At 46.3% G+C, this 22,723-nt stretch carries 18 protein-coding genes; 12 read left to right on the top strand and 6 right to left on the bottom strand.

The window, feature by feature from the left end; genetic code table 11:
- Positions 1–3: 3 nt before the first annotated feature.
- Both A3C46_01100 and A3C46_01105 read right to left on the bottom strand, forming a co-directional pair.
- Entirely contained in the window at positions 4–1,065 is a 1,062-nt protein-coding gene (locus A3C46_01100) for a hypothetical protein (protein OGQ21916.1), read from the bottom strand.
- Between the two features lie 63 nt (positions 1,066–1,128).
- Entirely contained in the window at positions 1,129–1,362 is a 234-nt protein-coding gene (locus A3C46_01105) for a hypothetical protein (protein OGQ21849.1), read from the bottom strand.
- 240 nt (positions 1,363–1,602) lie between these two features.
- Here A3C46_01105 and A3C46_01110 point away from each other — a divergent pair, with 240 nt between their 5' ends.
- Positions 1,603–2,058 (top strand): hypothetical protein, encoded by a 456-nt coding sequence (locus A3C46_01110; protein ID OGQ21850.1) that lies wholly within the window; start codon positions 1,603–1,605, stop codon positions 2,056–2,058.
- Here the strand turns inward: A3C46_01110 and A3C46_01115 are convergent, their stop codons facing one another.
- Together A3C46_01115 and A3C46_01120 are read right to left on the bottom strand one after the other, a co-directional pair.
- Positions 2,059–3,468, bottom strand: coding sequence for an aminotransferase (locus A3C46_01115; protein OGQ21851.1), 1,410 nt, complete (start codon positions 3,466–3,468; stop codon positions 2,059–2,061).
- Between the two features lie 55 nt (positions 3,469–3,523).
- The gene (locus A3C46_01120; GenBank protein OGQ21852.1) at positions 3,524–4,804 is read right to left on the bottom strand and encodes a hypothetical protein; all 1,281 of its coding nucleotides are present in this window, start codon (positions 4,802–4,804) and stop codon (positions 3,524–3,526) included.
- Between the two features lie 131 nt (positions 4,805–4,935).
- Here A3C46_01120 and A3C46_01125 point away from each other — a divergent pair, with 131 nt between their 5' ends.
- From A3C46_01125 to A3C46_01165, 9 genes are all read left to right on the top strand, one after another.
- Positions 4,936–6,477 (top strand): hypothetical protein, encoded by a 1,542-nt coding sequence (locus A3C46_01125; protein ID OGQ21853.1) that lies wholly within the window; start codon positions 4,936–4,938, stop codon positions 6,475–6,477.
- 224 nt (positions 6,478–6,701) lie between these two features.
- Complete coding sequence (locus A3C46_01130; GenBank protein OGQ21854.1) at positions 6,702–8,321, top strand: hypothetical protein; 1,620 nt, start codon at positions 6,702–6,704, stop codon at positions 8,319–8,321.
- Positions 8,322–8,338: 17 nt separating this feature from the next.
- Complete coding sequence (locus tag A3C46_01135) at positions 8,339–10,960, top strand: hypothetical protein (protein ID OGQ21855.1); 2,622 nt, start codon at positions 8,339–8,341, stop codon at positions 10,958–10,960.
- Between the two features lie 30 nt (positions 10,961–10,990).
- On the top strand, positions 10,991–11,302 hold the full coding sequence (locus A3C46_01140) for a hypothetical protein (protein OGQ21856.1): 312 nt from the start codon (positions 10,991–10,993) through the stop codon (positions 11,300–11,302).
- A gap of 32 nt (positions 11,303–11,334) precedes the next feature.
- Positions 11,335–13,566: a hypothetical protein gene (locus A3C46_01145; GenBank protein ID OGQ21857.1), complete on the top strand. Its 2,232-nt coding sequence runs from the start codon at positions 11,335–11,337 to the stop codon at positions 13,564–13,566.
- A 188-nt stretch (positions 13,567–13,754) separates the two neighbouring features.
- Positions 13,755–14,807: a uroporphyrinogen decarboxylase gene (locus A3C46_01150; protein ID OGQ21858.1), complete on the top strand. Its 1,053-nt coding sequence runs from the start codon at positions 13,755–13,757 to the stop codon at positions 14,805–14,807.
- A 120-nt stretch (positions 14,808–14,927) separates the two neighbouring features.
- Positions 14,928–16,322 carry an oxygen-independent coproporphyrinogen III oxidase gene (locus A3C46_01155; protein ID OGQ21859.1) on the top strand — a complete coding sequence of 465 codons (1,395 nt, stop codon included), beginning with the start codon at positions 14,928–14,930 and terminating at the stop codon, positions 16,320–16,322.
- A 5-nt stretch (positions 16,323–16,327) separates the two neighbouring features.
- A complete protein-coding gene (locus tag A3C46_01160) occupies positions 16,328–17,740 on the top strand; it encodes a protoporphyrinogen oxidase (GenBank protein ID OGQ21860.1) in 1,413 nt (470 codons plus the stop codon).
- Between the two features lie 71 nt (positions 17,741–17,811).
- Complete coding sequence (locus A3C46_01165) at positions 17,812–19,017, top strand: phosphoserine phosphatase SerB (GenBank protein ID OGQ21861.1); 1,206 nt, start codon at positions 17,812–17,814, stop codon at positions 19,015–19,017.
- A 164-nt stretch (positions 19,018–19,181) separates the two neighbouring features.
- Here A3C46_01165 and A3C46_01170 read toward each other — a convergent pair whose 3' ends face one another.
- Positions 19,182–19,586, bottom strand: coding sequence for a hypothetical protein (locus A3C46_01170; protein OGQ21917.1), 405 nt, complete (start codon positions 19,584–19,586; stop codon positions 19,182–19,184).
- A gap of 135 nt (positions 19,587–19,721) precedes the next feature.
- Here A3C46_01170 and A3C46_01175 point away from each other — a divergent pair, with 135 nt between their 5' ends.
- Positions 19,722–21,164 carry a hypothetical protein gene (locus A3C46_01175; GenBank protein OGQ21862.1) on the top strand — a complete coding sequence of 481 codons (1,443 nt, stop codon included), beginning with the start codon at positions 19,722–19,724 and terminating at the stop codon, positions 21,162–21,164.
- 451 nt (positions 21,165–21,615) lie between these two features.
- Positions 21,616–22,191: a hypothetical protein gene (locus A3C46_01180; GenBank protein ID OGQ21863.1), complete on the top strand. Its 576-nt coding sequence runs from the start codon at positions 21,616–21,618 to the stop codon at positions 22,189–22,191.
- On the opposite strand, the gene A3C46_01185 is transcribed toward A3C46_01180, so the two are convergent.
- Complete coding sequence (locus A3C46_01185; protein ID OGQ21864.1) at positions 22,188–22,658, bottom strand: tRNA-specific adenosine deaminase; 471 nt, start codon at positions 22,656–22,658, stop codon at positions 22,188–22,190. The genes A3C46_01180 and A3C46_01185 overlap by 4 nt on opposite strands.
- Positions 22,659–22,723: the final 65 nt, after the last annotated feature.

The following is a 22,723-nucleotide window of genomic DNA, read 5'->3' on the forward strand; positions in this document are numbered from 1 at the left end:
ATCTTAAACCGTTGTGAGTTTTGTCAAATGTGGCGTATTCCATTCACACACAAGTTTCGAACGTTTCTTCGAAACGCCTTTTTTCAAAACACTTCCTGCAACCAGAGGAAGAGAGACGCTCGGTTCCACAAAGGCCATGCAGTGTGTTGCTTGCTTACTCACCTTTCCCCAACTTGTGGCTTCGGAAAGGGTTGAACCGGAAAGCCCACCCCAATGCGGTGAATCGGTTGTCAGTTGAATTGCATAACGATGGCCACCCGTATCGATGCCAAAAATATAGGACATGACGACCGAATCATTAATGAAATTTTTTGGAACACCCCCTGCAATATAGACGGCAGCTGTACATTTTGATTTCACCACAAGCTGTGTCAGTTCGAAGTTATCTCGAATGGAATCAATCACCACGCCAGATCGTTTTTCTTGCAGGCAACGATAATAGTGATCGGTCAGTCCAATACCGATTGATGAATCATTGAGCGCTGGCGAGAAAACAGGAACGCCGTGCTTTGCAGCAGTTGCGAGAATAGACTGATCATCATCAACTGCGCTACCAAGTTCATAGAGAAATTGACGACTTGAGTAGAGACCCGGCGTAAGCCGGTCGGCGAAATATCCGACCGAACAGTCGAGTCTCCAAAAGCGATCTTCATCGACGTAGGTATCATAAATACGATCGATGTAGAGATCGCGCAGGACTTTATCATCAGCGTCTGGATTTCCGACAGCATGCGGAAACCCCTGCGCTTGATAGAGATCTTGATATAAAATCGCTCCGGTGGAAACCACCGCATCGACCATGCGATGTGCAATCATATCGCGAATGACCTTGCGCAGTCCCGCAGCAATGAGAGGACCCGCAAGACCAAGTAAAATCGTGGGACGTTCGGAATCGGTCAGCATCATTTCATAGACTTCAGCGCACTTCCCAATATTGCGCGCTTGAATGGAGGTATTGCCATATGCTTTGACAAGATCTGGAAGGCTGTTAATTTTTTCGATGTCGATCTGTTCGACGCGTTTTTCAAACAGCTCACTCTTTTCTTTTTTCTGTTCTGGAGTCAGTTCGGGAAAATCGAGTCCGCCCGGTTTTTGGAGATATTCAAAGCGTGGTTTCGTGGTCATGATTTATTCTCCCTCGTTTTCAATTTCTTTTAATTGTTCAAGCACCCAGTCATATATTTTAGCTTCAACCGTAATCGGTGAGCGTTTCGGTTTATAGCGTTTTCGAATGACCTCGACAAGTTTTCCAAATTGGCCGTTCACCTGCTTTAAATCAGGTTCTGCGAGTTTATCCCATTTCTGGAGAATTCGCGGTTTGAGTATCTCCCAGCTCGCTTCTAATCGATTTGGCATGGCCATGAAAATCCCTCTAGCTTTTCATCTGAAAGAGATCAAGTCTCGTTTATTTTCCAAACTGATTCACATTTTCTCTCGGGGCACGGACGCTGCGGTTACGCTCCGCGCGTCCTCTGTTTCCGTCGGCGCATTTTTTATTGCATTGATGCGCCTCCCTCAAAGGTCCCCTGCGAGAAAATCTTCACCAGTTTGGTCCTGTATACAAAGCTTGATGTTTGGAGAAGTTAAAAATACAATAATGTCATGCGTATTTCTTTTTTTCTTTTTTTCTTCCTCTTTCTTTTCTCTTGCGATGACGACAAAGATCCAAATCGCATTTTTTTCAATGATCCTGTGGTCGATCCACTTCTCAATATTCCTGCAGAGAAACAGATCAACTTTTCTTTGTCAGGAAACATAAGTTGTCAGCAGTGTAACGAAGGGGCTTTTAAACCAGACGTTCTTTTTCTGGAGATCACACCCAAGGATCATCCCATCCATACGATTGTTCAAACAACTGTGAGCGGTACGGGACCATTTTTATTAGAAAAAATTCGGTATGCAAAAGAGACGCGGCTTCGCGTGTACGGAAAGCTCGTTGCTGACAGTCTTTCGCAGGTACCGCATTCCCTTGAAGGTGTCGTGGAAGTGAAAACTCCTGAAGATGACAATGGAGTTGTTGCTTTTACGATCGTGTTTCCGTCAAAAAATCCGGAATAATTATAATCGTTGGTCTGCGTTTTTCGTCACATGTCGTGATGTTGCGGCTGCGAGCGCAAGATCTTTGCCGACACTCCACGCGCTTCCAGGAAATTTGTGGCAGGCGCGCATGACATCTTCAAATGCAGTCACAAAACGATCAACATGACTTTGCGTGATGATAAGTGGCGGCAAGAGTTTGACGATATCGACATTGTGTCCCGCGACTTGCGTCAGAATGCGATGATCACGCATGAGCGGTACAACAATCATTTGTCCAAAGAGCGATTGATTCACCGCATGCACCAGTTTCCATCCCGCGCGGAGCGAAAAACTCTTTGGCTCGCCAAATTCAATGGCATTCATGAGTCCCAGCCCGCGCACGTCCCGGATCATTTCAAAACGGGGCATCAGTGAACGAAGGCCCTCCATGAGCTTTGTTCCCATAGCTTGCGCTTGATCGATGATGTTTTCTTCTTCCATCGTTTGGAGTGTGGCAAGGCCTGCTACCATGGCAAGAGAGTTTCGACTAAACGTACTTGAATGAACCACGCACTCTTCCATGTTTCGAAACACCGACTCATAGATTTTTTTCGTGTAGCAAATAGCGCCCACAGGAATAAATCCACCTGATAAACCTTTCGCGACCGTGACGATGTCGGGCTCAAGACCAAAGTGATGATGTGCAAACCATTTGCCGGTGCGGCCAAATCCGGTCTGCACTTCGTCGAGAATAAAAAGTGCGCTATATGCATGACAGAGCGCTTGGGCTTCAACATAATACTGAGGATTGCCAATATAAACACCCTTCCCCTGAATTGGTTCGATGATAAATGCCGCGACATCCCCCTTTTTAAGCTCTGTTTTTAACGATTCAATATCATTGAGAGGAATGGTTTGACTCGGAAGAAGATTTCCAAAATCGCGACGAAAAGAATCGCAACCATTGAGGGATAGCGATCCGGTCGAGAGTCCATGAAAAGCCTGTGTGAGATAGAGAATGCGTTCGCGTCCGGTTGTACGTCGCGCAAATTTAATCGCTCCTTCGACCGCTTCGGTTCCTGAGTTCGTGAAAAAGACACGTTCGACTTTTCCGCCAACTTTTTGCAAAAGCTGTTGCGCGAGCAGACCCGCAAGAAGTGGAGTATCCATCTGGACCATGCTGGGGAGATCAGCGTCGAGAGCATCCTGGAGCGCTTGTTTGATTTTCGGATGATTACGTCCAATATTAAAAACACCGTAGCCTGAGAGGAAATCGAGAAACTCGTTTCCTTCCGCATCATATAAAGAGGCTCCTTCAGCCCTTATATAATGATGCGAAAACCCGATCGTTTGGAGCACTCGTGCGAGTTGGGGATTGACGTATTCTGCGAAGAGATCAAAGCCCTGACCGGCCTTTTCGGCTAATAATTTCTGAAGGTGAAAACTCATGGACGCCAAACCTACTGATTTTCAGCGCTTTTCGTCAAGCGGCATCTTTGTTCTTTTATGCCAACATTTTCAGAAATGACGCGGCACTGATAAGGTCAACTTGTATCCCAGCTTTGAGGTGACTCCGTGACCTTATCGGATTGGCGATAAGTTGGAATGCGCGAGCTGTCTTCAATTTGTCGGCAAAATAAAAAAGAGCCGGATGAGGATCATCAGAACTGTTTTTGCATTCTATAAGGAGATACGGTTTTCGCTCCTTGCAAATAAGAAAATCGACTTCCCTCTTTTCCTTATCGCGGATGTAGTGAAGTGTCAGACGATCTAGTCCAAGATCGTTCACATACGAGACATATTTCAAGAGATGAACTGCAACCAGATTTTCAAAGCGACTTCCTTCATCTTTAACTTCGGTCCAATCCCAGAGATACCACTTCGCTTCTTTTTTGATGAGACGCGAAAGCCGTGATGAATAGGGATAAAGCGTGAAACCATAAAAAGTTCTCTCAAGAAGGGCAAGCCAGTGTTTCACGGTATTGAAATGCACTTCGAGATCTTCCCGAAGGTTGTTTAAAGAAAGAGGCGATCCGACGCGATGAGGAAGGAGAAACATAAGCTGTTCCACCAAAGCGAGATTTCGCAAATGTTCTGTGGCTGCCAAATCCTGATTGAGAAGACGTTCAAGTCGTGTGGTTCGCCACTGAGAAAGAAACTGCTCGTTTGCCTGAAAATAGGGTTCAGGAAATCCACTGAAAGAGAGCAATCTCTCAAAGAAAGTTTGATCTTCTGGTAAGCTTTCTGCAAAAGAATGACGAAACAGATCGTCTGCAGATAAAGGCTTGGGATTTCCATTGAACGCGAGTTCTGCAACGGACAAGGGACAGAGATGATAGGTAAAGCTCCTTCCAAGGAGTGAATCTTGTCCTTTGCGATAGACGTTGAGTCCAGCGCTTCCTGTCACGATCCAGTGGGTCTGTGGTTCATACAGATCAAAGAGGCCCTTAAGCGTGTTTTTCCATCGCGGATATTTATGAATTTCATCAAAGACGATGATCTGTTGTTCTGGCTGGTTGAGTCTCATTTTTCCAGGAAAGATCGAGGTTGAAAGAAGTTTTCGGTGATCTGCCAGATCCCAATTAAAATAGTTCACTCCATCTACCACAGAGGAGAGCATTTTTTTGGCAAGAGTTGTTTTCCCGACCTGTCGCGGTCCCACCAGAAAAACCATTTGGCGCAGTCGGGTTAAATGATCACGGATGGCATTTTCCAGATATCGTGTTTGCACGTTGAGAAGGTTCTCACCAAGGTGCAAAACAGTCAAGACTTTTTTGCAGTTCACTGAGAGGAAAATATCAAAAAACCCTGCAACTTTTTTAGAAAAGGTGCGAAGAGATAAGTGGATGCGTCGTTATCAATAGTTGTTACCAATAACTAACGGTCAGTTATTGGTAAATCTTACGAAAGGTTGTTATGGAGTTTTTTGGATGTAATGAGCTTGGAAGTAGAGCAGCAGCTTTTTTTCGAGGAGATGCAATCCCTTCGAAAGTGGCTATGCAAACGTGGCTGCATGTTTTTGCTCCGGATATTCAATTAGAAAGAACAAGTCAGGAAGAACAGAACAATTGGAAAGGTTGTGCTAAAGGCTGTGTTTTAGAGCAGGTCGATATTACACATTATTATGACTATGTACCCCATTCAAAACTCGCAATCGAAACGAGAGTACCGGTTGTAAGTAGATTCTGTGAGTTAGCGGAATATCAAGAAAGTGACGAAGTATCTCGTTCTTATCAATTTATTGAAACCAGATGGAGAGGTTTTTCAGACCAAAACGGAAGCTGGCAATGGCCGTGGGAAAGTATCAGATTTGATGTTGGAGATACGACGTATATCAGTCGAGGTAATTTTAGCTTACAAGAACAACTTGACGCACGTTTTTCGGGAGGATCGGCGGTTTATAAGTTCAATATTTCTCATGTTCATGAAAACGTCTTTGATAAGATGGGTATTACCCATTTTCTCTCTCTTCAATTAAGTGAGCTTCCTGAAGTAAGAGCGGGATCTGAAGAAAAAAAGAAAATTGCAGAAAATCCAGACAGCGAAATACGGTATTCACATGCAGTTCGCTCCGCATTTGAAACTTATTTTGTAACAGATCAATCTTCAAATACAGATTGGGTTAGCGCCGTCCTCGATCTTTGGACCCCAGGGGATTTGGATGGAGATGGAGAATCGTATGATCCTGAAGATGAAATAGTTATCACTGACACTCTTTCCAGTTGGCTCGATAAGAAAATAGACGACCGCGTATCTCATCGCTCACACATTTTTCTTCTTTCAGTCCTTCTTATGAATTGGAATCTCAAGGCTGGACGCCACCATTGGCAGTCTACAACAAGACGAGCTGATGCTGCGGCATATATTGAGGCTGCAGGCTCATTTTTAGGTTCTTTGGAAGGAACGGCTAGTTCTGCTGATGAAGGTGCATTATTGGCGCACTTGAGCACGACTTTAAATCAGACAAGAGCAAGTAAGGAACTTTTAAGTGGAGAAGGAACTGCAGCAACATCTTCGGTAGCAGCAGATCGAGCGCAAGGACCTAAAGATATAAAAAGACCAAAACGCGGACGCAAAATAAATTTAGCAGCTGAAGCGAGAGCAACCGCAGCACTCGAAGAAGAACAGCGAAAGGCACGAGAAGCAAGAGAGGCAGCAGCACAGGCCGAAGCAGATGCTTTAGCACAACAAAAAGAAGCGGATGATGCGGCTGCTGCGCTTGAAGCCGACCAAGCTCGATTAGCAGCAGATGCTGCACGACAAGCGGAAGAAGAAGCTGCGCAGAAAAAAAGAGAAGAAGAGGCTCGTCGTCGGGAAGAGGAAGAAAGACTTAAAAGCTGTGCTGCAAAATGGGATTGTAAATATCCCTCAGATATGAATGCCTGGACATTAAAAAAAGGAGAAAGATTGTGTACCGTAAAAGAACTTGAGGAACGATGCCCACCCCCCTCGAAATGATGAGGCTTTATTTTTGCCTCTTCCTGGTTGAATCTGATCTAATTTATTGAAATATAAAGATAAAATAAATTTCGAAGATACGATTTTTCGGTTTTTTTATTCCATTCTTTTCATTTTCGGTTTTCGCTTGAAAAATCACACAACTTTTTTTTCAAATCCGCGAAGAGATGGATGAAGGACGCAGGATTCAAAAATGGGGATTATCATGAGAGTGGAGGATCGATATGTTTTCTGCTGGCGAACTGTCAAAAAATCTTACAAGTCTTAAAAGAGTTATTGAGGAGGGTCTCTGTAAGCCAGAAATCATGACTGGGAGTGGTAACCTCCAAGTTGAATGTGATAAATTTATAGAAAAAGTTATTGAGAAGGGGAAAGAATTTCCAGCAGATTCAAAAGCAGAAGATGCCTATGTTGAGACGATTGCTTTTGGTGTGACGTATCTCAGAGCTCATTTAAAAGGACAATCTGATCCAAGGGCGGGTGCGATTGCAGCGCTTAAAGATGGAAATGTGTCCAGTTATGCTTTGGAAAAACCATTTACTGATGCCAAGCAAAATGAATATGAAACTGCAGATAAATTTATTGAAGGCGCAGTTGCAGCTGGATACGGTGCGAATACAGATTATATTCGTCTCCCCTTTGGCGGACGACTTATGCCAAGCAATTTATATCTGACCATTGGCTCGCGCAGTGATGAGACAAAACCATTCCTCCCTACATTTGCAGGAGGGGGGAGTGTAGATATCAGTTGGTTATTCTTGGATGAGCAACTCACCATTACCCCTCTTTCCATTTCATTGGAGGGTTCATATGGAGCAGCCAAACAATTTTTGCCTCCTGCACAAGAAACATCCATTGCTTTAGTTGCACTTGATGATCCTTTTGATGACAAAGGTGGAAGAAAAGCTAGTTTCGCCGGAGACTTAAGTATTTCTGCAGCATTGAGATATATTTTTTGGAAGGAAAAAGCGCAGAAAGAGACCGTCAATGAATTTGAGGTTGATGCAGGAATTTTGTCGGCAACACTGGGGATTTTGGATATCCGATATGGAAAAGGAGTTTCTCTGGATGTGGTTACAGATGGTTTTGGACGTGTTGGGAGTGGAAAAGGTTTTGGATTAACAGTTGGCAGTGCATTTGATTTTCTTAAACTTGGAGGATCTCTTGCTGGTGGTGTTGCAACCAAAACATATGCTCTGGATCTTTTGGCCATTGGCAATCCATCTGAAGAAGCAGCCTTGGTTGATTTTGGAGGTTTTGGTGGAGGTTTTGCCGTTGGAGCTTGGTTTGCTCCTTTGGCAAGAGACGACTTTTTCAAGAAAAAATTGTTAACGCTGAATCTTCAATATGATTTGAATACATCCAGTATTACACCTGAAGACCAACCAACAACTTCAGTGCTTAATCATAACCTTGAAAGTTGGATTAAAATTCAACCGGATGATGATTGGATGATAGCGCCTTTATATCGTCTTTCCTTTATTGATAGTCGAGAAGGGTTCATTCAGCATGTTGCTGGTCTTGCCGTTGCTTATGACTGGTTTAAGGCAACATTGACTGTCGGTGATAAGTCAGGAGTGGTGGAACTTGGCCCTGATCCAGATGCTCCAGGAAGTTCGCTTTCAAACTTGCAAAATCCAGGATCTCGCATTCGTCATGAAGTGGCACAAACGGGAGTATCCTTAAATCTGGCTGCGAGATGGAAAAATATTAGTAACAGTATGTGGACGGCTCGCTTCTCCGTGATGCCGTATTTGGCAGGAGACGGTTTTAGCGGCATGGATTTCGGACTTATCACTGCTTTGCGTGTCATTGGAAACGATCCAACTCCAGGACCTTATTAATGAGGAGAGAAAGACCTATGAAGAAGAAATATTGGAAACAAATTGGAATTATGGCGGCAGCGCTTGTCATAAGCGCCTGTAGCGATGGTGCGCTCAAAGTAGCGCCCCCTTCTCCGGCACTCACTCCGCCTGCTCCGATCATTCTCGATTTCTCCGCGGATAAAACCGAGATCTCTGAAGATGGGTCGGTGACGCTGAACTACGAAGTTGCCGGCGCTGATACCGTCACGATTTCTGGAACAGGAACTGTGTCGGGAGCCTATAGCTATGCTGGCGAGCCGATGACAGAACTGAAAGGTTCGGTCACAATCGATGGCATTACCGAAACTTCAGAATTTGTGCTGACAGCAACGAAGGCTCTTCCGGTTGAAGATGAAAACGCCGCAGGCGAAGGTGAAGAAGTCAAAGCTGTGAAACGAATCTTGAAAGATCTTCCCGTTGTCCCGGCCGCAGGCCCTGAAGGTGTAGCAGAACCTGTAGAAAACCCAGTCGAGGACGAAGTCCTTCCAGAACTTACGACTACCGCAACCCTCACGATTACCGTCGTTCCAAAAGTTGAGATTAAAGTTGAACTGACAGCAGAGCCAGCTGAAGTGCGCCGTGGTGAATATGCGCTGCTTCGTTGGAACGTTGAGCCGATTGATGTTTCGATAAGTATCAAAGCGAGTAATGGCGAAAATGTGATGGCACTGAGCGATTGCGAAGGGGATGTCATTGCCAATTACCGAGACTTTTTATCAACCGAAATCGGCGCTGATCAAGCGATCCCGGCCGTCGGTTGTGCAGTCGTAAGCCCTGAAGCTCCTGAAACCACGTATACGCTCGATGCTGTGGATGCGAATGGAAACAAAGGCTCTCTCCCCGTGACGGTGAAGGTGGATGAAAAAACATCGCGCCTTCAGGCTGAAATCATGGCGAGCCAAAAAGTGGTTGATCGTGGAGCAGAAGTTGAAATTAGTTGGAATGTCTCTCCTGAAGATGCGGTCATTACCATTGTTGCCGAAGGAAAATCTGATTGTCGCAATGAACTTCCTGTTGATCGAAACGACGTTCCATCAGGAAGTGTCGGTTGCATCATCAATGGTGTCACCGCTTTTACACTTACAGCTGAGATCGATGGTGAAACTTTTGAGGCAAGTGTCCTTGTTTTGGTTCAAGGTGGAGTTGCAAGTGCCCTTCAAATTCAAGCGACCCCTTGGGCTTTTGTGGGAGAGACCATTCCTCTCACCATTGCTCCTGCCCCAGGAAACAGCGCATCAGGGATCGACAAAATTTTGATTAATGGAGTCGAGCTCAGTCAAGGGATGAGCGATACAGGAGTGACGACGACGGCGACTGTCACCGCAACTGGTGTCACGGTTGAACTCTTTGCCGGTGGTGTAGAAACTCCCACTGTCTATACTCCAGTGCACGCAGTTCAGCTAAGTGCACAGTCTTTTTCGGCTGAGGGCATTTCGCAGAGTCGCGCTCTCGTCGATCCTGCAGACTCTGAAACCCTGCTCGTGGGGCTCGATCAAAATGGATATGCAAAAGGGATTGCCAAGATTGCAAAGGTAGCGCCAAGCGGTACGAGTTACATGGAACTGAAATTTGCTGAATTGATCATGGGATCTGAAGGATTGGATTCCTATAAAGCGTCGTTAAGTTCTTTCTTCGAAAAATCAGTGAAAACTTTTCCCGTGAGCGCAATCGCAGTTCAGAAAAACGGACGACTTATCGCAGCGACGACGGGTCTTATTGCTTATAAAGAAAAAGAAGATTTCAAAACGTTGGATATTCTTGTCGAAGGAAGTTGGGAAGGGAAACCTTACGCAGGAAGTCATCCGAGTTGTTTTGGAAAAAAACAGACAGGAATTAAAGGAGATGCAGATCGTACGGAGCTTGCCTTTATGAGACAGGTTTGTGATCTCATGGCACTTGGAGAGGATCGTTTGATTGTTGCGACCGATTACGGTGCTTTTACACTTCCCAGTGTGAGCGCTTATCTCAAAGATAAGAAAAAGAATCCGTATTGTGGACATCCAACAAGTAAATGTCATCCTTCAAATGCAACTTTTAAAATGGTCGTGAGCGACCTCGAAGTCGTTGGCGATACAACTGATACCGCAACAGTATTAGCTGCAACCTCAAGTGGTGTCTATCAAAGTACCGATGGTGGAATGACATGGGAAGCGTTTGGAACGATTGGCCAAGAGAGCTTCGCTCTTTCCTACGATAAGACACGTAATGTTGTTTATGCAGGCACCAAAGCTGGTGTCTATGTTCGTGCGATGAACGGTGGCGATTGGGTCCAAAAGGGGCTTTCAGATACAGCGGTGATTGCGCTGACAGTTGATGGCGTCACGCCGGGAATTGAAAGCACACTTCTTGCCGGAACCAAAACAGGCGCCAAGATAAGTCGCGATAGCGGAGTGACCTGGTCTGATATTCCGGTTCCAGGCATGAAAGACAAAGGTGAAGTGCGAAGTGTGTTGATTCAGGCGAACGAAAAAGAAGGTGTCATCGATTATCGTCTGAGTGTTGGAGGTGAAAGCGGTGGAGCGCTTGCAAAACTTTCTGTTGCTCCCATGATGTCACCAACACCATCTTCTTCTGAAGAAGAATCTCCTCAAGAAGAGACACAAGAAGTTACAGAGTAATTCTCTAAAAACCTCTTTCAAAATGTTTTAATGATTGCGGGTCCTGCTGCCTGCGGCATTCCGGAGTCTCCGCGAATATGCGAAGACATCCGAAATAGCCTCCGGCATCACCCGCAAGTAATTATCTCTTTTGAAAGAGGTTTTGAATTGTCACTGGTGTTTTTTTCTCTTTTTTGCCAAACAATCTTTAGAAAACGTCTCTCGGAGGCGTTGTCTTGCTACGGCAAAAATCCTCAGACGCCGGATTTTTGCCTGCGCTTCAGCCTGCTGGGTATTGAGGCTTCGTTTCCAGCGTCTGAAGACGCCGCTCGACAAACGCCTCCTGCGGCCTTTTCTGATTAAAAACTGTTTTGAAATAATTCACGAGGGGGAATATGAAAAATTTTTGGTGCGTTCTTGGGATCTCTTGCTTTCTTCTTTCATCGCTTCCGGCCTTTGCCGATCAGAGCAAACTCGATTTGATGCTTCACGATGTTGCCAAAGAGCCTTCGCAGGCGGCATCAAAAGCCATGCTTTCGAAATCAGTTTCTCCTGAAGGCATTTCACTCCTCGAAGTTTTAGTTCAATCTCATGATACGGATCTCACGGCAGTAGCCATTGAAAATGTTGGAGGTGAAGTTCGAGCCATGGCAGGTGACATCATGGTCGTCGCCGTTCCATCTGATTTTCTCCCAACACTTTCTGATCGTGAAGAGGTTCGTTTTATCGAAGCCTCCAAGCCGATGACCTCAAAAATGAACACTGCCCGTGCCATGACGAATGTCGATGACGTGCAGGGAGGATCTGTCGGAGGGACAGCTTATACGGGAAGTGAGGTCATTGTGGGGGTGATCGACGATGGGCTCGATTACGGTCATCCCGACCTTCTTGGAAGTGATGGAAAAACGCGAGTTCAATATCTAAAGCAGCGAAAAACTGATGGAACCTTTGCGATTTGTGTCAAATCAGAGATTGATGATGCAAGCTGTGCGATTACCGATCGCGGCCAAGGAACCACCCACGGAACGCATGTGACCTCCATCGCAGCCGGAGCTGATAGCACCTATAAGGGAATGGCGCCTGACGCCGATATTTTCTTTATTTTTAATAGCGCTGCGGATGCTGAAACAAGTGGAAGCACCACCGATGTCACGACATTTTCAGGAGCGATAGTCACTGGCGTTACGGATCTCTTTCAAGGAGCCACACTTCTGAACAAACCAATTGTGGTGAATCTTTCTCTGGGAACTTCGCTTGGCGCTCATGATGATACTTCGCTTCTCGAGCAAGGCTTGAATAATCTGGTGGGAAGCGCTGGTCGTATTATTGTCAACGCTGCTGGGAACGAAAACGTCAATGCCCTGGTGCTCGGAAGTAACGCGGGTGGTATTCATGCCGATGTCGATGTTGCTTCAGGAGACAGTCGAGCATGGCGATTTGCGATTATTAGCAGCAGTATTTCCAGTTTTGGTGGAGCGACGGTTGATGCATGGTTTACATCGGGCGACAGCTGCACGATCGAAGGTCGCGCTTATACGGCTTCATCGAGTAGTGCAACGACAAGCGCTACCGTGGTGGTAGGTCCAAAAGCAGTCACATCAGACAGTGCAGCATCAGCCAACACTTCCAATGACGGCACAGCAGAGCTGAGCCTTGCTGTCGATGCATCGGACACGAATAACAGTCGACCGCACGTTCAGATTACGGTGGGGCCTGCAACATCAGGCGGCAGCTTTTCATCTATCGTCGGAAACGGATCTACGAGCGGATATGTTTTTGATGTGGTGATTCGCGGCGATTGTGCGGGGAGCATGTGGCTCTATCCGGATCAAACCACGATTCTCGATTTTTTAACCAATATTGATGGAAACCTCGTGAGCGGATCAAATAGCTATCAACTCTCCGATGGAGATTCGAATAAAACAATGACGATTCCCGGAACCGCATCAGGTGTGATTACTGCGGGAAGTGTCATGGAGACGACAACCACCTGGACCGATGCCAATGGCACCTCACATGATCAAACCAATATTAATGATGATGGAACAGGGGGCACTGCTGGGCAAGTTTCTCTTTTTTCAAGTCTCGGACCGACAGGTGAAATTTCTTCCTCTCGTGCAAAACCTGATGTGGTCGCTCCTGGAGAGCCGATTGTGGCTGCTCTTGCGCGTGGCGCAAGCGTCAGTAATTCTGGAAAAGCGGATAGTACTCATTTTAAACTTGAGGGAACCTCGATGTCTTCGCCGCATGTGGCCGGCGTGGTTGCTTTGCTCCTTCAGTACAACAACACGCTTACCGCCAGTCAAATGAAGAGTCTGTTGAAAACAAATGCGACTGCTATTTCGGGAGCTTCGGCGAATGCTGCTGGAAGCGGGATTGTTAATGCGGAAGCAGCTTTTAACGGGACTTCAAATGACACCTCTTCTTTTAGTGGGACGCGCGATGTTGCCACCAGCGATGTGAATAGTACTGGTTTTAAATCGAGCTCGACGAGTTCATCGTCTTCGAAATCTGGTTGTGGACTTATCGCTGGAAACAATATTGTCGGTGGGATCAATATCGTCATTATGTTGTTGCCGCTTGGTATTTGGATGCGGTGGCGACGTCGATTTACTCAATCAAACTGACAAGGATTTTCTCGCAGGGGGCCTTTGACTGAGGCGCGTCAATGCAATTTAAAAGATCGCGCCGATGGAAACAGAAGACGCGAGGAGCATAACCGCAGCGTCTGTACCCCGAGAGAAAATGCGCAGTCAGTTTGATGAGACAGTTTTCTATTGATCCCCCTTCCTCTTTCTGATTCTGTCGACTTCCTATGAACGGACGAGAACGATTTTTACGGGCTTGCCGGTGTGAAGAGGTCGATCGTCCTCCGGTATGGCTTATGCGTCAGGCAGGTCGATATCTTCCCGAATATCGAGATCTCCGAGGAAAATATTCTTTTCTGGAAGCCTGTCGCAATGTCGATGTCATTCAAGAAATTTCACTTCAACCTTGGCGACGTTTTCAGATGGATGCGGTCATTGTTTTTGCCGATATCCTTCTTCCAGTGGCGACGATGGGACCGAAGCTTACGTTCGAAGCAGGACACGGTCCTCAATTTTCCTTTCCCATTCGTTCGCTCAAAGACGTTGAAAATCTGGCAACCTCCTCAGCAAAAAGAACGTTGGAGCCAACACTTACTGCATTGGAACATCTTCGGAGTGAATTAAAAGGGGGCGCAGCCCTCATCGGTTTTGTTGGGGCTCCCTGGACCATTGCCGCGTATATGGTTGAAGGAGGGAGTGGGGAGTTCTCTCGTATGTTGAAACTTGCCGAAGAAGAACCAAAAACAGTTGAAATGTTGATCGAAAAAATCACCGATATTTTAGTCATCGCGGTAAAAGAACAGGTACGATCTGGCGCTGATCTGATTCAAATTTTCGATAGTTGGGGTGGCCTGCTTTCGCAGGATTTCTATAAACGTTTTTCGCTTCCTTCCATCACACGACTTATCGATGTCATTCATGATGAAGGGGGTCTGGCGACTCATTTTGTGCGCGACAGTGAACATCTTCTTCCCCTCATGCTGACGGGGAATGCAGATGTGATCAGCATTGGACCGGATACACATTTGAGAGAAGCGTTGGAATTTGCGAAGGGGAAAAAAGCGATTCAAGGAAATTTGAATCCTGAAAAATTACTTCTTCCTCCTCATCTGGTCTGCGAGGAAACAACAGAGATGCTACAAGCAGCTCAAGGTTTTCGTGGGTACATTGCGAATTTAGGTCACGGTGTGTTGCCGACAACGAAGCCAGAAAGTGTCGGAGCATTTGTGGGAACAGTAGCTGGCCAAACTGGTGAAGGTTTTCTCGCAGGGGGCCTTTGACTGAGGCGCGTCAATGCCATCTCAAAGATCGCGCCGATGGAAACAGAAGACGCGAGGAGCATAACCGCAGCGTCTGTACCCCGAGAGAAAATGTGAACCAGTTTGGAGAGATAAAACACAATGAAATCATTCGAAACTATCATTGATGGGACACATGTGGAGCTTACGTCTGAGCTCATTGCAAAGTATGATCTGTCGCTGCCGCGATATACGAGCTATCCGACCGCTCCTGTCTGGCGCGATGATATAGGTGCATCTGAGTACGCAGAAGCTTTAACTCATCTGAAAGGGACGCAGTCGCTCTATGTGCATCTCCCCTTCTGTGCGGAACGATGTACGTTTTGTGCCTGTAATGTGGTGATTACGAAACGGCGAGAAGTAGTGGATCCTTATCTCGCATCTCTTCAACAAGAAATGGAACTCATCACACGTTCTTCAGGAAACGAGCGCCAGCTCGTTGTGGATCAACTTCATTTGGGAGGTGGGACTCCGACCTATTTGAATTCGGATGAAATGAAACGTTTGATGGACATGATTCGACAACATTTTTCATTCACGGATCAAGCGGAAATCAGCATTGAAGCTGATCCGAGATGGGTGAATGAAGAAAAAATGGGGACGCTCCGTGAGCTTGGATTTAACCGTATCAGTTTCGGAGTGCAGGATGTCGATCCGCAAGTACAGCATGCCATCAATCGCATTCAACCCATGGAGCTTGTGCAGCGACAAATAGAAATGGCGCGCAGTGTCGGATTTCGGGGAATCAATACTGATCTGATCTATGGTCTTCCGTTGCAAACAGCGTCAAGCTGGAAAAAAACGCTTGAAGCGGTGAAAGCATTGAATCCGGATCGAATTGCCCTTTTCAGTTTTGCGCATGTTCCGTGGCTGCATGCTCATCATCGAACGATTGAACTCTCAACGCTTCCCACCCCACCGCAAAAAATCTCCTTTTTTCTCGAAGCCATCGAACAGTTTGGAAATTTCGGATACGAATTTATCGGTATGGATCATTTTGCAAAGCCAGAGGATGAACTCTCCATCGCCAAGAAACAGCGCCAGCTGCATCGGAATTTTCAAGGATATACGACAAAAGAGGGACTCGATCTCATCGGGATGGGAGTGAGTGCGATTGGAAAAGTAGGGGGAACGTTTCTTCAAAATGATCGAAAACTCGCCTCCTATCAACGGCGCATCATGCAAGGAGAGCTTGCGACGACCAAAGGGTGGAGGTTAACCGAAGAAGATCAACGACGTCATTGGGTGATTTCTCGTCTCTTTTGTCATCAACGAGTTTTGAAACAAGAGTTTCAGGAAGCATGGCAGGAAAATTTTGACATTCATTTTGCCCGTGAACTTCATGAACTCGAATCTTTCCAAAAAGATGGTCTCGTCTCTTGTGACAATCATGAAATTGCAGTAACACCGTTAGGACGACTTTTTATTCGCAACATCGGAGCAGTTTTTGATGCCTATCTGAAAACCGGAGAGGGAAAATTTTCAAAAGCAGTTTGATCACCATGATGCATGAAACCAAAGTCGAAATGAATGAAGCTCCATCCAAACGGCGTGTGATTGTTGTGGGAGCTGGGATTGCTGGTCTTGCCACTGCCTATTATCTTCGAAAACATGGAGTCGATGTTAAAATTTTTGAGCGTGGGAAAGCGGTTGGGGGACTCATTCGTACCACACTCGAAAAAGAACGATATCTCGTTGAACATGGACCTATCGCTTTTCCTTCAAACGAAGAGACGCTCATTAAACTCGCTCGTGAACTTTCTGTGGATACCCAACTTGTTTCAAGTCCGGCATCTTGTCAGAAAAGGTATGTGCTTCGTCATGGCAAGCTCGTTGCTCTCCCTTTGGGACTTCAAAGTTTTTTGACGACAAGGGCTTTAAGTTTTACCGGAAAACTTAGGCTTTTAGCAGAACCTTGGATTTCTCCTTGCACTGAAGAGGAAGAATCGATTGCCTCTTTTGTGCGTCGTCGTGCGGGAAATGAAGTTCTCGAGAGACTTCTCGATCCTCTGGTTTCAGGTATTTATGCGGGAGATCCGGAACAACTCTCGATGCGAAGTGTTTTTCCCCATACCATGGAGCTCGAAGAAGAATATGGTTCAGTGCTGAAAGGAATGATCAAAACCAGAAAAAACACCCAGAAAAGAGCGAAAACTCTCAGTTCCTTTCGATGGGGTATGGGAACGATACCCGCGCGTCTCGAAGAGGTCCTTCGACGTGAATTACAATTGCAGACAACGGTAGATTCCGTTGAACGTTTACCTCAAGGTTCTCTTTCTATTCGGCTAGAAGCGCCGCGTCGCACGTTCGAAGCCGATGCGGTTGTCCTTGCAACTCCTGCGTGGGTGACTGCAAGGCTCGTGGCATCGGTGGCTCCAGGCATGACCTCTCCGCTTGTCGGTATTCCCTATGTTTCCCTTGTCGTGGTAACGACCGCTTTTAAACGCGATCAAGTTCCACATAAATTGGATGGTTTTGGATGTCTCATTCCTCGGTGTGAAAGGGTGCGCATGTTAGGATCGATTTGGTCGTCCACTCTTTTTTCCGGTCGAGCGGCTTCTGATGAAGTCCTTTTTACGAATTTCATTGGTGGCGCGTTAGATTCCACAGCTATTGAATTAGAAGATCACGAAATTCTTTCGCATATTTCAGATGGCCTGGAGAAAACGGTTGGGGTGATGAATGTCCCGACATTTGTTTCGATTCGTCGTCGCGAACAGGCGCTTCCGCAATATGTGCTTGGACATCAAAAGCGAATTGACGATATCGTGAGTGAAGCGTCAAGAGTTCCAGGACTTTTTTTAACCGGAAACTATTTTTCGCATGTCTCAGTTCCGGGAACCATTGAACATGCACGAACAACTGCTGATCGTGTCCTGAAGTTTTTTGGGATGCGATCTATTCTGAAAACATAATCCGCTCATGCTGAGCTCGTCGAAGCATGAATTACCCTTCGACAGGCTCAGGGTGAACGGTTTGCGAAAAAATGACCCAATCCAAAAATGACATTGTCCTCGTTACTGTTCGCGGTGGCGACACACCTGGTATTACGGCTGCGCTCACCAAAACGATTGCAGCATCGCAAGGTGCAAAGATTATCGATATCGAACAGACGGTTGTTCATAAAAAGTTACTCCTCTCTTTTCTGCTTCAGTTTACGCACGATCGTGATGAAAAGACCTCTCTTCTCAAAGAACTTTTGTTTGCTGGCCGCGAACTGGGTGTTCATGTCGATGTCGAGGCGTTTGATCAGAAAGATTTTGATGACTCCGAAAGACATCAATATGCGATCACCTGTCTTGGACAAGAGGTCGGTGCCCTCCCTCTTTCGCGTGTTGCAGCGACCCTTGCAAAACATCAGGTCAATATTTCAAAAATTGGAAAGATGTCTCAACATTCGCTGTCGTGTGTGGAGCTCTTAGTCGAAGTTCCAAAAAAGCTGAAGCATGCCACCCTCTCTCGCGATCTTCTTGCGCTCGCCTCTGAAATTGAGATCGACATTGCACTTCAACCTGCTGATCTCTCTCGTCGCGCGAAACGTTTGGTCGTGATGGATATGGATTCGACTCTTGTGGAGAGTGAAGCCATTGATGAACTCGCACGGCGCACGGGAGTGTTCAAAAAAGTTGAGGCCATTACGAAAAAAGCTATGGAGGGGAAAATCGATTTTCGAAAAAGTCTGTTCTCTCGTGTGGAACTGCTGAAAGGTTTAGAGATGACGGAAGTTGAAGCAGCAGTAAAAAAGATGAAACTCTCTCGCGGAGCGGATCGTCTGATCAAAGTCTTACAACGTTTAGGCTATCGGATTGGCGTCATCTCAGGAGGGTTCACCCCTTTTACAGATCATCTCAAAAACAAGCTTTCGCTTGACTACGTCTTTGCGAACGTTCTCGAAGTAAAAAACGGAAAGCTCACTGGAAAACTTCGAGGTCGCATTATTGATGGGGCAGCGAAAGCTGCGATACTTGAAGAGATTGCAAAAAGAGAAGGAATCAGCCTTGATCAAGTGATTGCCATTGGCGATGGAGCCAATGATCTTCCGATGCTCGCTCGCGCGGGGATGGGAGTAGCATTTCATGCCAAAGATATCGTGCGCAAAGCTGCGCATACTTCAATCGGTCACCATGCCGGGCTCGATTCGTTGCTGTATTTGTTGGGAATACGCGAAAGAGAACTGAAAGGTATCATTTAAAATTTCCAAACAAACCAAACTGTCATCGCATTTTCTCTCGGGGTACAGACGCTGCGGTTACGCTCCTCGCGTCCTCTTTTTCCGTCGGCGCGATCTTTTACATTGCATTGACGCGCCTCAGTCAAACGCCCCCTGCGAGAAAATCTTCACCAGTTCGATTTTTTTTACTGTTGACTCATCGCCATAATGTACGGATAGCTCCATTCCACCAGCAACCCAGCGCCAAACCAGAGAGGAAGTTGAAGGAACGAAACAAGACCATTGATCGAATATTTTGAAGCAAAATGCCAGGGACAGAGCCCAAAGCGGTCAAGAACCCACCCACTCACATACTGGACAAGAGAGAACGCCATCATATAAATGAGTCCGCGTCCCCACCACGGAAACTCTCCAACGCGATGAGCGAGAAGCGGGAAGAGAAACGCAATGAGACCGTAGAGCGGAAAGACCCAGAGCGAGGTTTGACCGATGAGTTGAAAGTCGCGATGTCGCAAGATTTCTTTGAGGGCACCGAAAATAATTTCAGCGAGCATGCCTAAGAAACCGAAAATAATAAAACGGTGAAGCATAACGGAATAATATGAGGTAATGTAGCTGAGTGCAATGGAGATAAAAATTGTCATTCTGAGCGCAGCGAAGAATCTCGAGTGATTACATGAGATCCTTCACTTTGTTCAGGATGACATCATCCTAAAATCAGAGTTATGAAAAAATATCAGGAAATATTATTAGCTTTAGCAACGTCGCATGACATCATCCCTAAAAACGATCCGCGGATTGAATCGTATCGTGAAGATACGATGCATCGTGGAGATCCCGATGCTGTGGTTCGCGCGCGAGATGAACGAGAGGTGAAAGAGGTGCTTCAATTTTGTTTTGAACATCGTATTCCGGTGACGATCTGTGGCTCGCAAACATCGATGACAGGAGCTTCTGTGGCTGAAGAAGGTTTGCTTCTCTCCACAGAACGTCTCGAAGGGCTTATCAGCCTGGATCAGGATACACGTGGTACAACGGCTACTTTTCGTGGTGGAACCATCACGGCCGATGTGCAGCGTCTTGTCGAAGAGGCCGGTTATTTTTATCCGGTGGCACCGACATCGCGTGAGAGTTGTCGCATTGCAGCTAATGTCGCGACCAATGCCTCTGGCGAGGATTCCTATAAATATGGTCCCTGTCGTACGTACGTACGACGACTCAAAGTATTACTTGCAGATGGAAGTGAACGGGTGATCGAACGACCGCGTGATCATATTCCTTCACAAGAACGCAATCGGGCTGGTTACATGTTGCAGGGGGCGCAGCCCCTTGATCTTTTTATCGGATCAGAAGGGACGCTTGGACTTATCACTGAAGTGACGCTCGATCTTCTTCCCCGCTCTCCCTCTTTTTTTGCGATGCTTCTCCCCTTCTCCGATCAACGCAAAGGTCTTCACGCTCTCATCGATCTTACCCAGAAAAGGACGCAGTCCCTCAGGGCGTTAGAGTTTGTCGATGACGAAGCATGTCGCACGATGAAAACGCATCCGGATTTTCCCACTGCATTGAGGGAAGCACGAGCGCTCATTTATCTCAAACAAGAGTGGCGAGATGAAAGGGAAAGAGCGCAGCTCCTATCATGGTGGTGCGAGTGGATAGAAAAACAGGGCGAGAATGCTGAAATAGCGTTCGTGGCAACCACAGAGAAAAAAAGAAAAATGCTGCAAGCATTTCGGCATCATATTCCGAAAACGGTGAATGAAGAAGCGAGAAAATATTGGAGTCAAGGGGGCGGAAAAATTGGGAGCGATTGGTGGGTTCCGGTCAAGCACTTGATGGAAATTACCGATTTTTTCTATACTGAAGTTGCAAAAGCCGGACTTCGAGGGATGGCGTACGCGCATATGGGGAGCGGTCATCCGCATACGAATATCGTAACGAAAAATCGCGAAGAATATCAAAAAGGGATGCAGATTTTGCGAAAATGTTGTGAAAAAGCGGTCTTTTTTGGGGGTGGAGTGGCTGGAGAACACGGAATTGGGAAAATTCACCGCGATTTACTCTGCATTCAACATTCTTCTGCAATGATTTCTCAGATGAAAAAATGGAAACAAGAGTACGACTCCCATTTTCTCCTAGGCCGAGGGAATCTTTTCGACGTCGTATAATTTTTGAGCATGACCTAAGACCTGAGTAGATACCCACGCGCAAGCGCGTGGCACTTGAACATCACGCGCTTCGCGCGCAACAGCCGCATTCACCCATGCCCAAGGGCATGGTCCTCTGCGCGCGGGGTGGAGTTCAGATGGGGGTTGTCAGGGGGAGAGCAGGATCTCCCCCCTGACGTTAGCGAGCGTCGGGTTCACCCCGCGCGAGCGAATAGAGCGCCTGCTTCGGCTAAATTTTCTCGGGCCGCTCCATCGTGGGTCGACCCACGATGTTCGCTTAGCTCTCAGCGATTTTACGATCTAACCCGTTTGTGAAAATCGCTTCGAGATGCCCTGCGAAAACTTTAGCCTCGCGCGGCGCTTTATGTAACTGTTCTCTTGAAATCTTGACAGAAGTTGTGAGATTCCATAGATGTGCGTGTTAGTTTTTGCCGATATTTAGGATAGACTGATGACACTTTCCACAACCAGTACGCAGCGCGATTTGGCGACTGAGGTCTTTGAATCACCGCTTGGCGTCAAGACTTTTTTTAAAACGATCGAAATTCTGACAGATCAGAATAATTTAGCTCTTCTCGAACCAAAGCTTGAGACTCACCTTGAACCTCAGGATTTTTTCTATATTCAAGATTTTACGGACGAATCGTACAGTTGGGTGCTTGAGAGCGGGATTCAGAACGGAACGCTCACCATTCAAGCGCTTCATACGACCTGCCTTCTTGGCATCAATGAGCTCGATGAACCGTGTCTTTTGGGAGATATTAATCAAGCGGTTCGAAGGTTTTTTCCTAAAAACGAGCGATATCTTCATAACAGCTCACTTCGTACGAAGAATTTATGCGAAAGTGACACGAAATGTGATCGAAATGCGGATGCTCATTTGAAATCATTTCTTTTCGGTTCTCCGACGCAAACACTCATTATTCGCGATGGCAAACCGGTCTATGGCCAATGGCAGCGTCTCTGTTTTATTGATTTTGATGGTCCTCGCCGTCGACAACTGATGATTCAAGCGATGGGTGTTTAATAGATTTTTTTATCTGGCCTCTGGAGCCACGTTTCAAAAAGTTGATTGCACGCTTCAGTCATCACGTTTCCGGTGATGTTCATGGAACTCTTTCCTTGTCGCTTCATTTCTGCATTTGAAATAGGCAATTCATGAAACCCGACCTCTTTTGCTTTTTCGAGTTTTGCTCCAAAATAAATTTCTTTGATGTTTGCCCAGTGAATAGCGCAAAAACACATAGGACAAGGTTCGCACGTCGAATAGAGCGAGCATCCCGTAAGATCAATGGTCTTAAGATTTTGACATGCCAGACGAAGGGCTTCAATTTCAGCATGAGCGGTAATATCTGTATGTGCCCAGACATGATTGTGAGCAATGCTGATCGGTTTTCCTTCTTTGACAATACAGGTTCCAAAGGGAGTCTGTCCCTTTTTGATTCCTTCAAGAGCTTTTTCAATCGCCAACTGCATGAAAATATGATGATTCATACATTTCTTTATGCTCAAGGAAGATATTTGAATCAAGTATATTGTCATCCTCGCGCAGGCGGGGA

The sequence above is a fragment of the Deltaproteobacteria bacterium RIFCSPHIGHO2_02_FULL_44_16 genome (assembly GCA_001798185.1).
Taxonomy (GTDB): Bacteria; UBA10199; UBA10199; order 2-02-FULL-44-16; family 2-02-FULL-44-16; genus 2-02-FULL-44-16.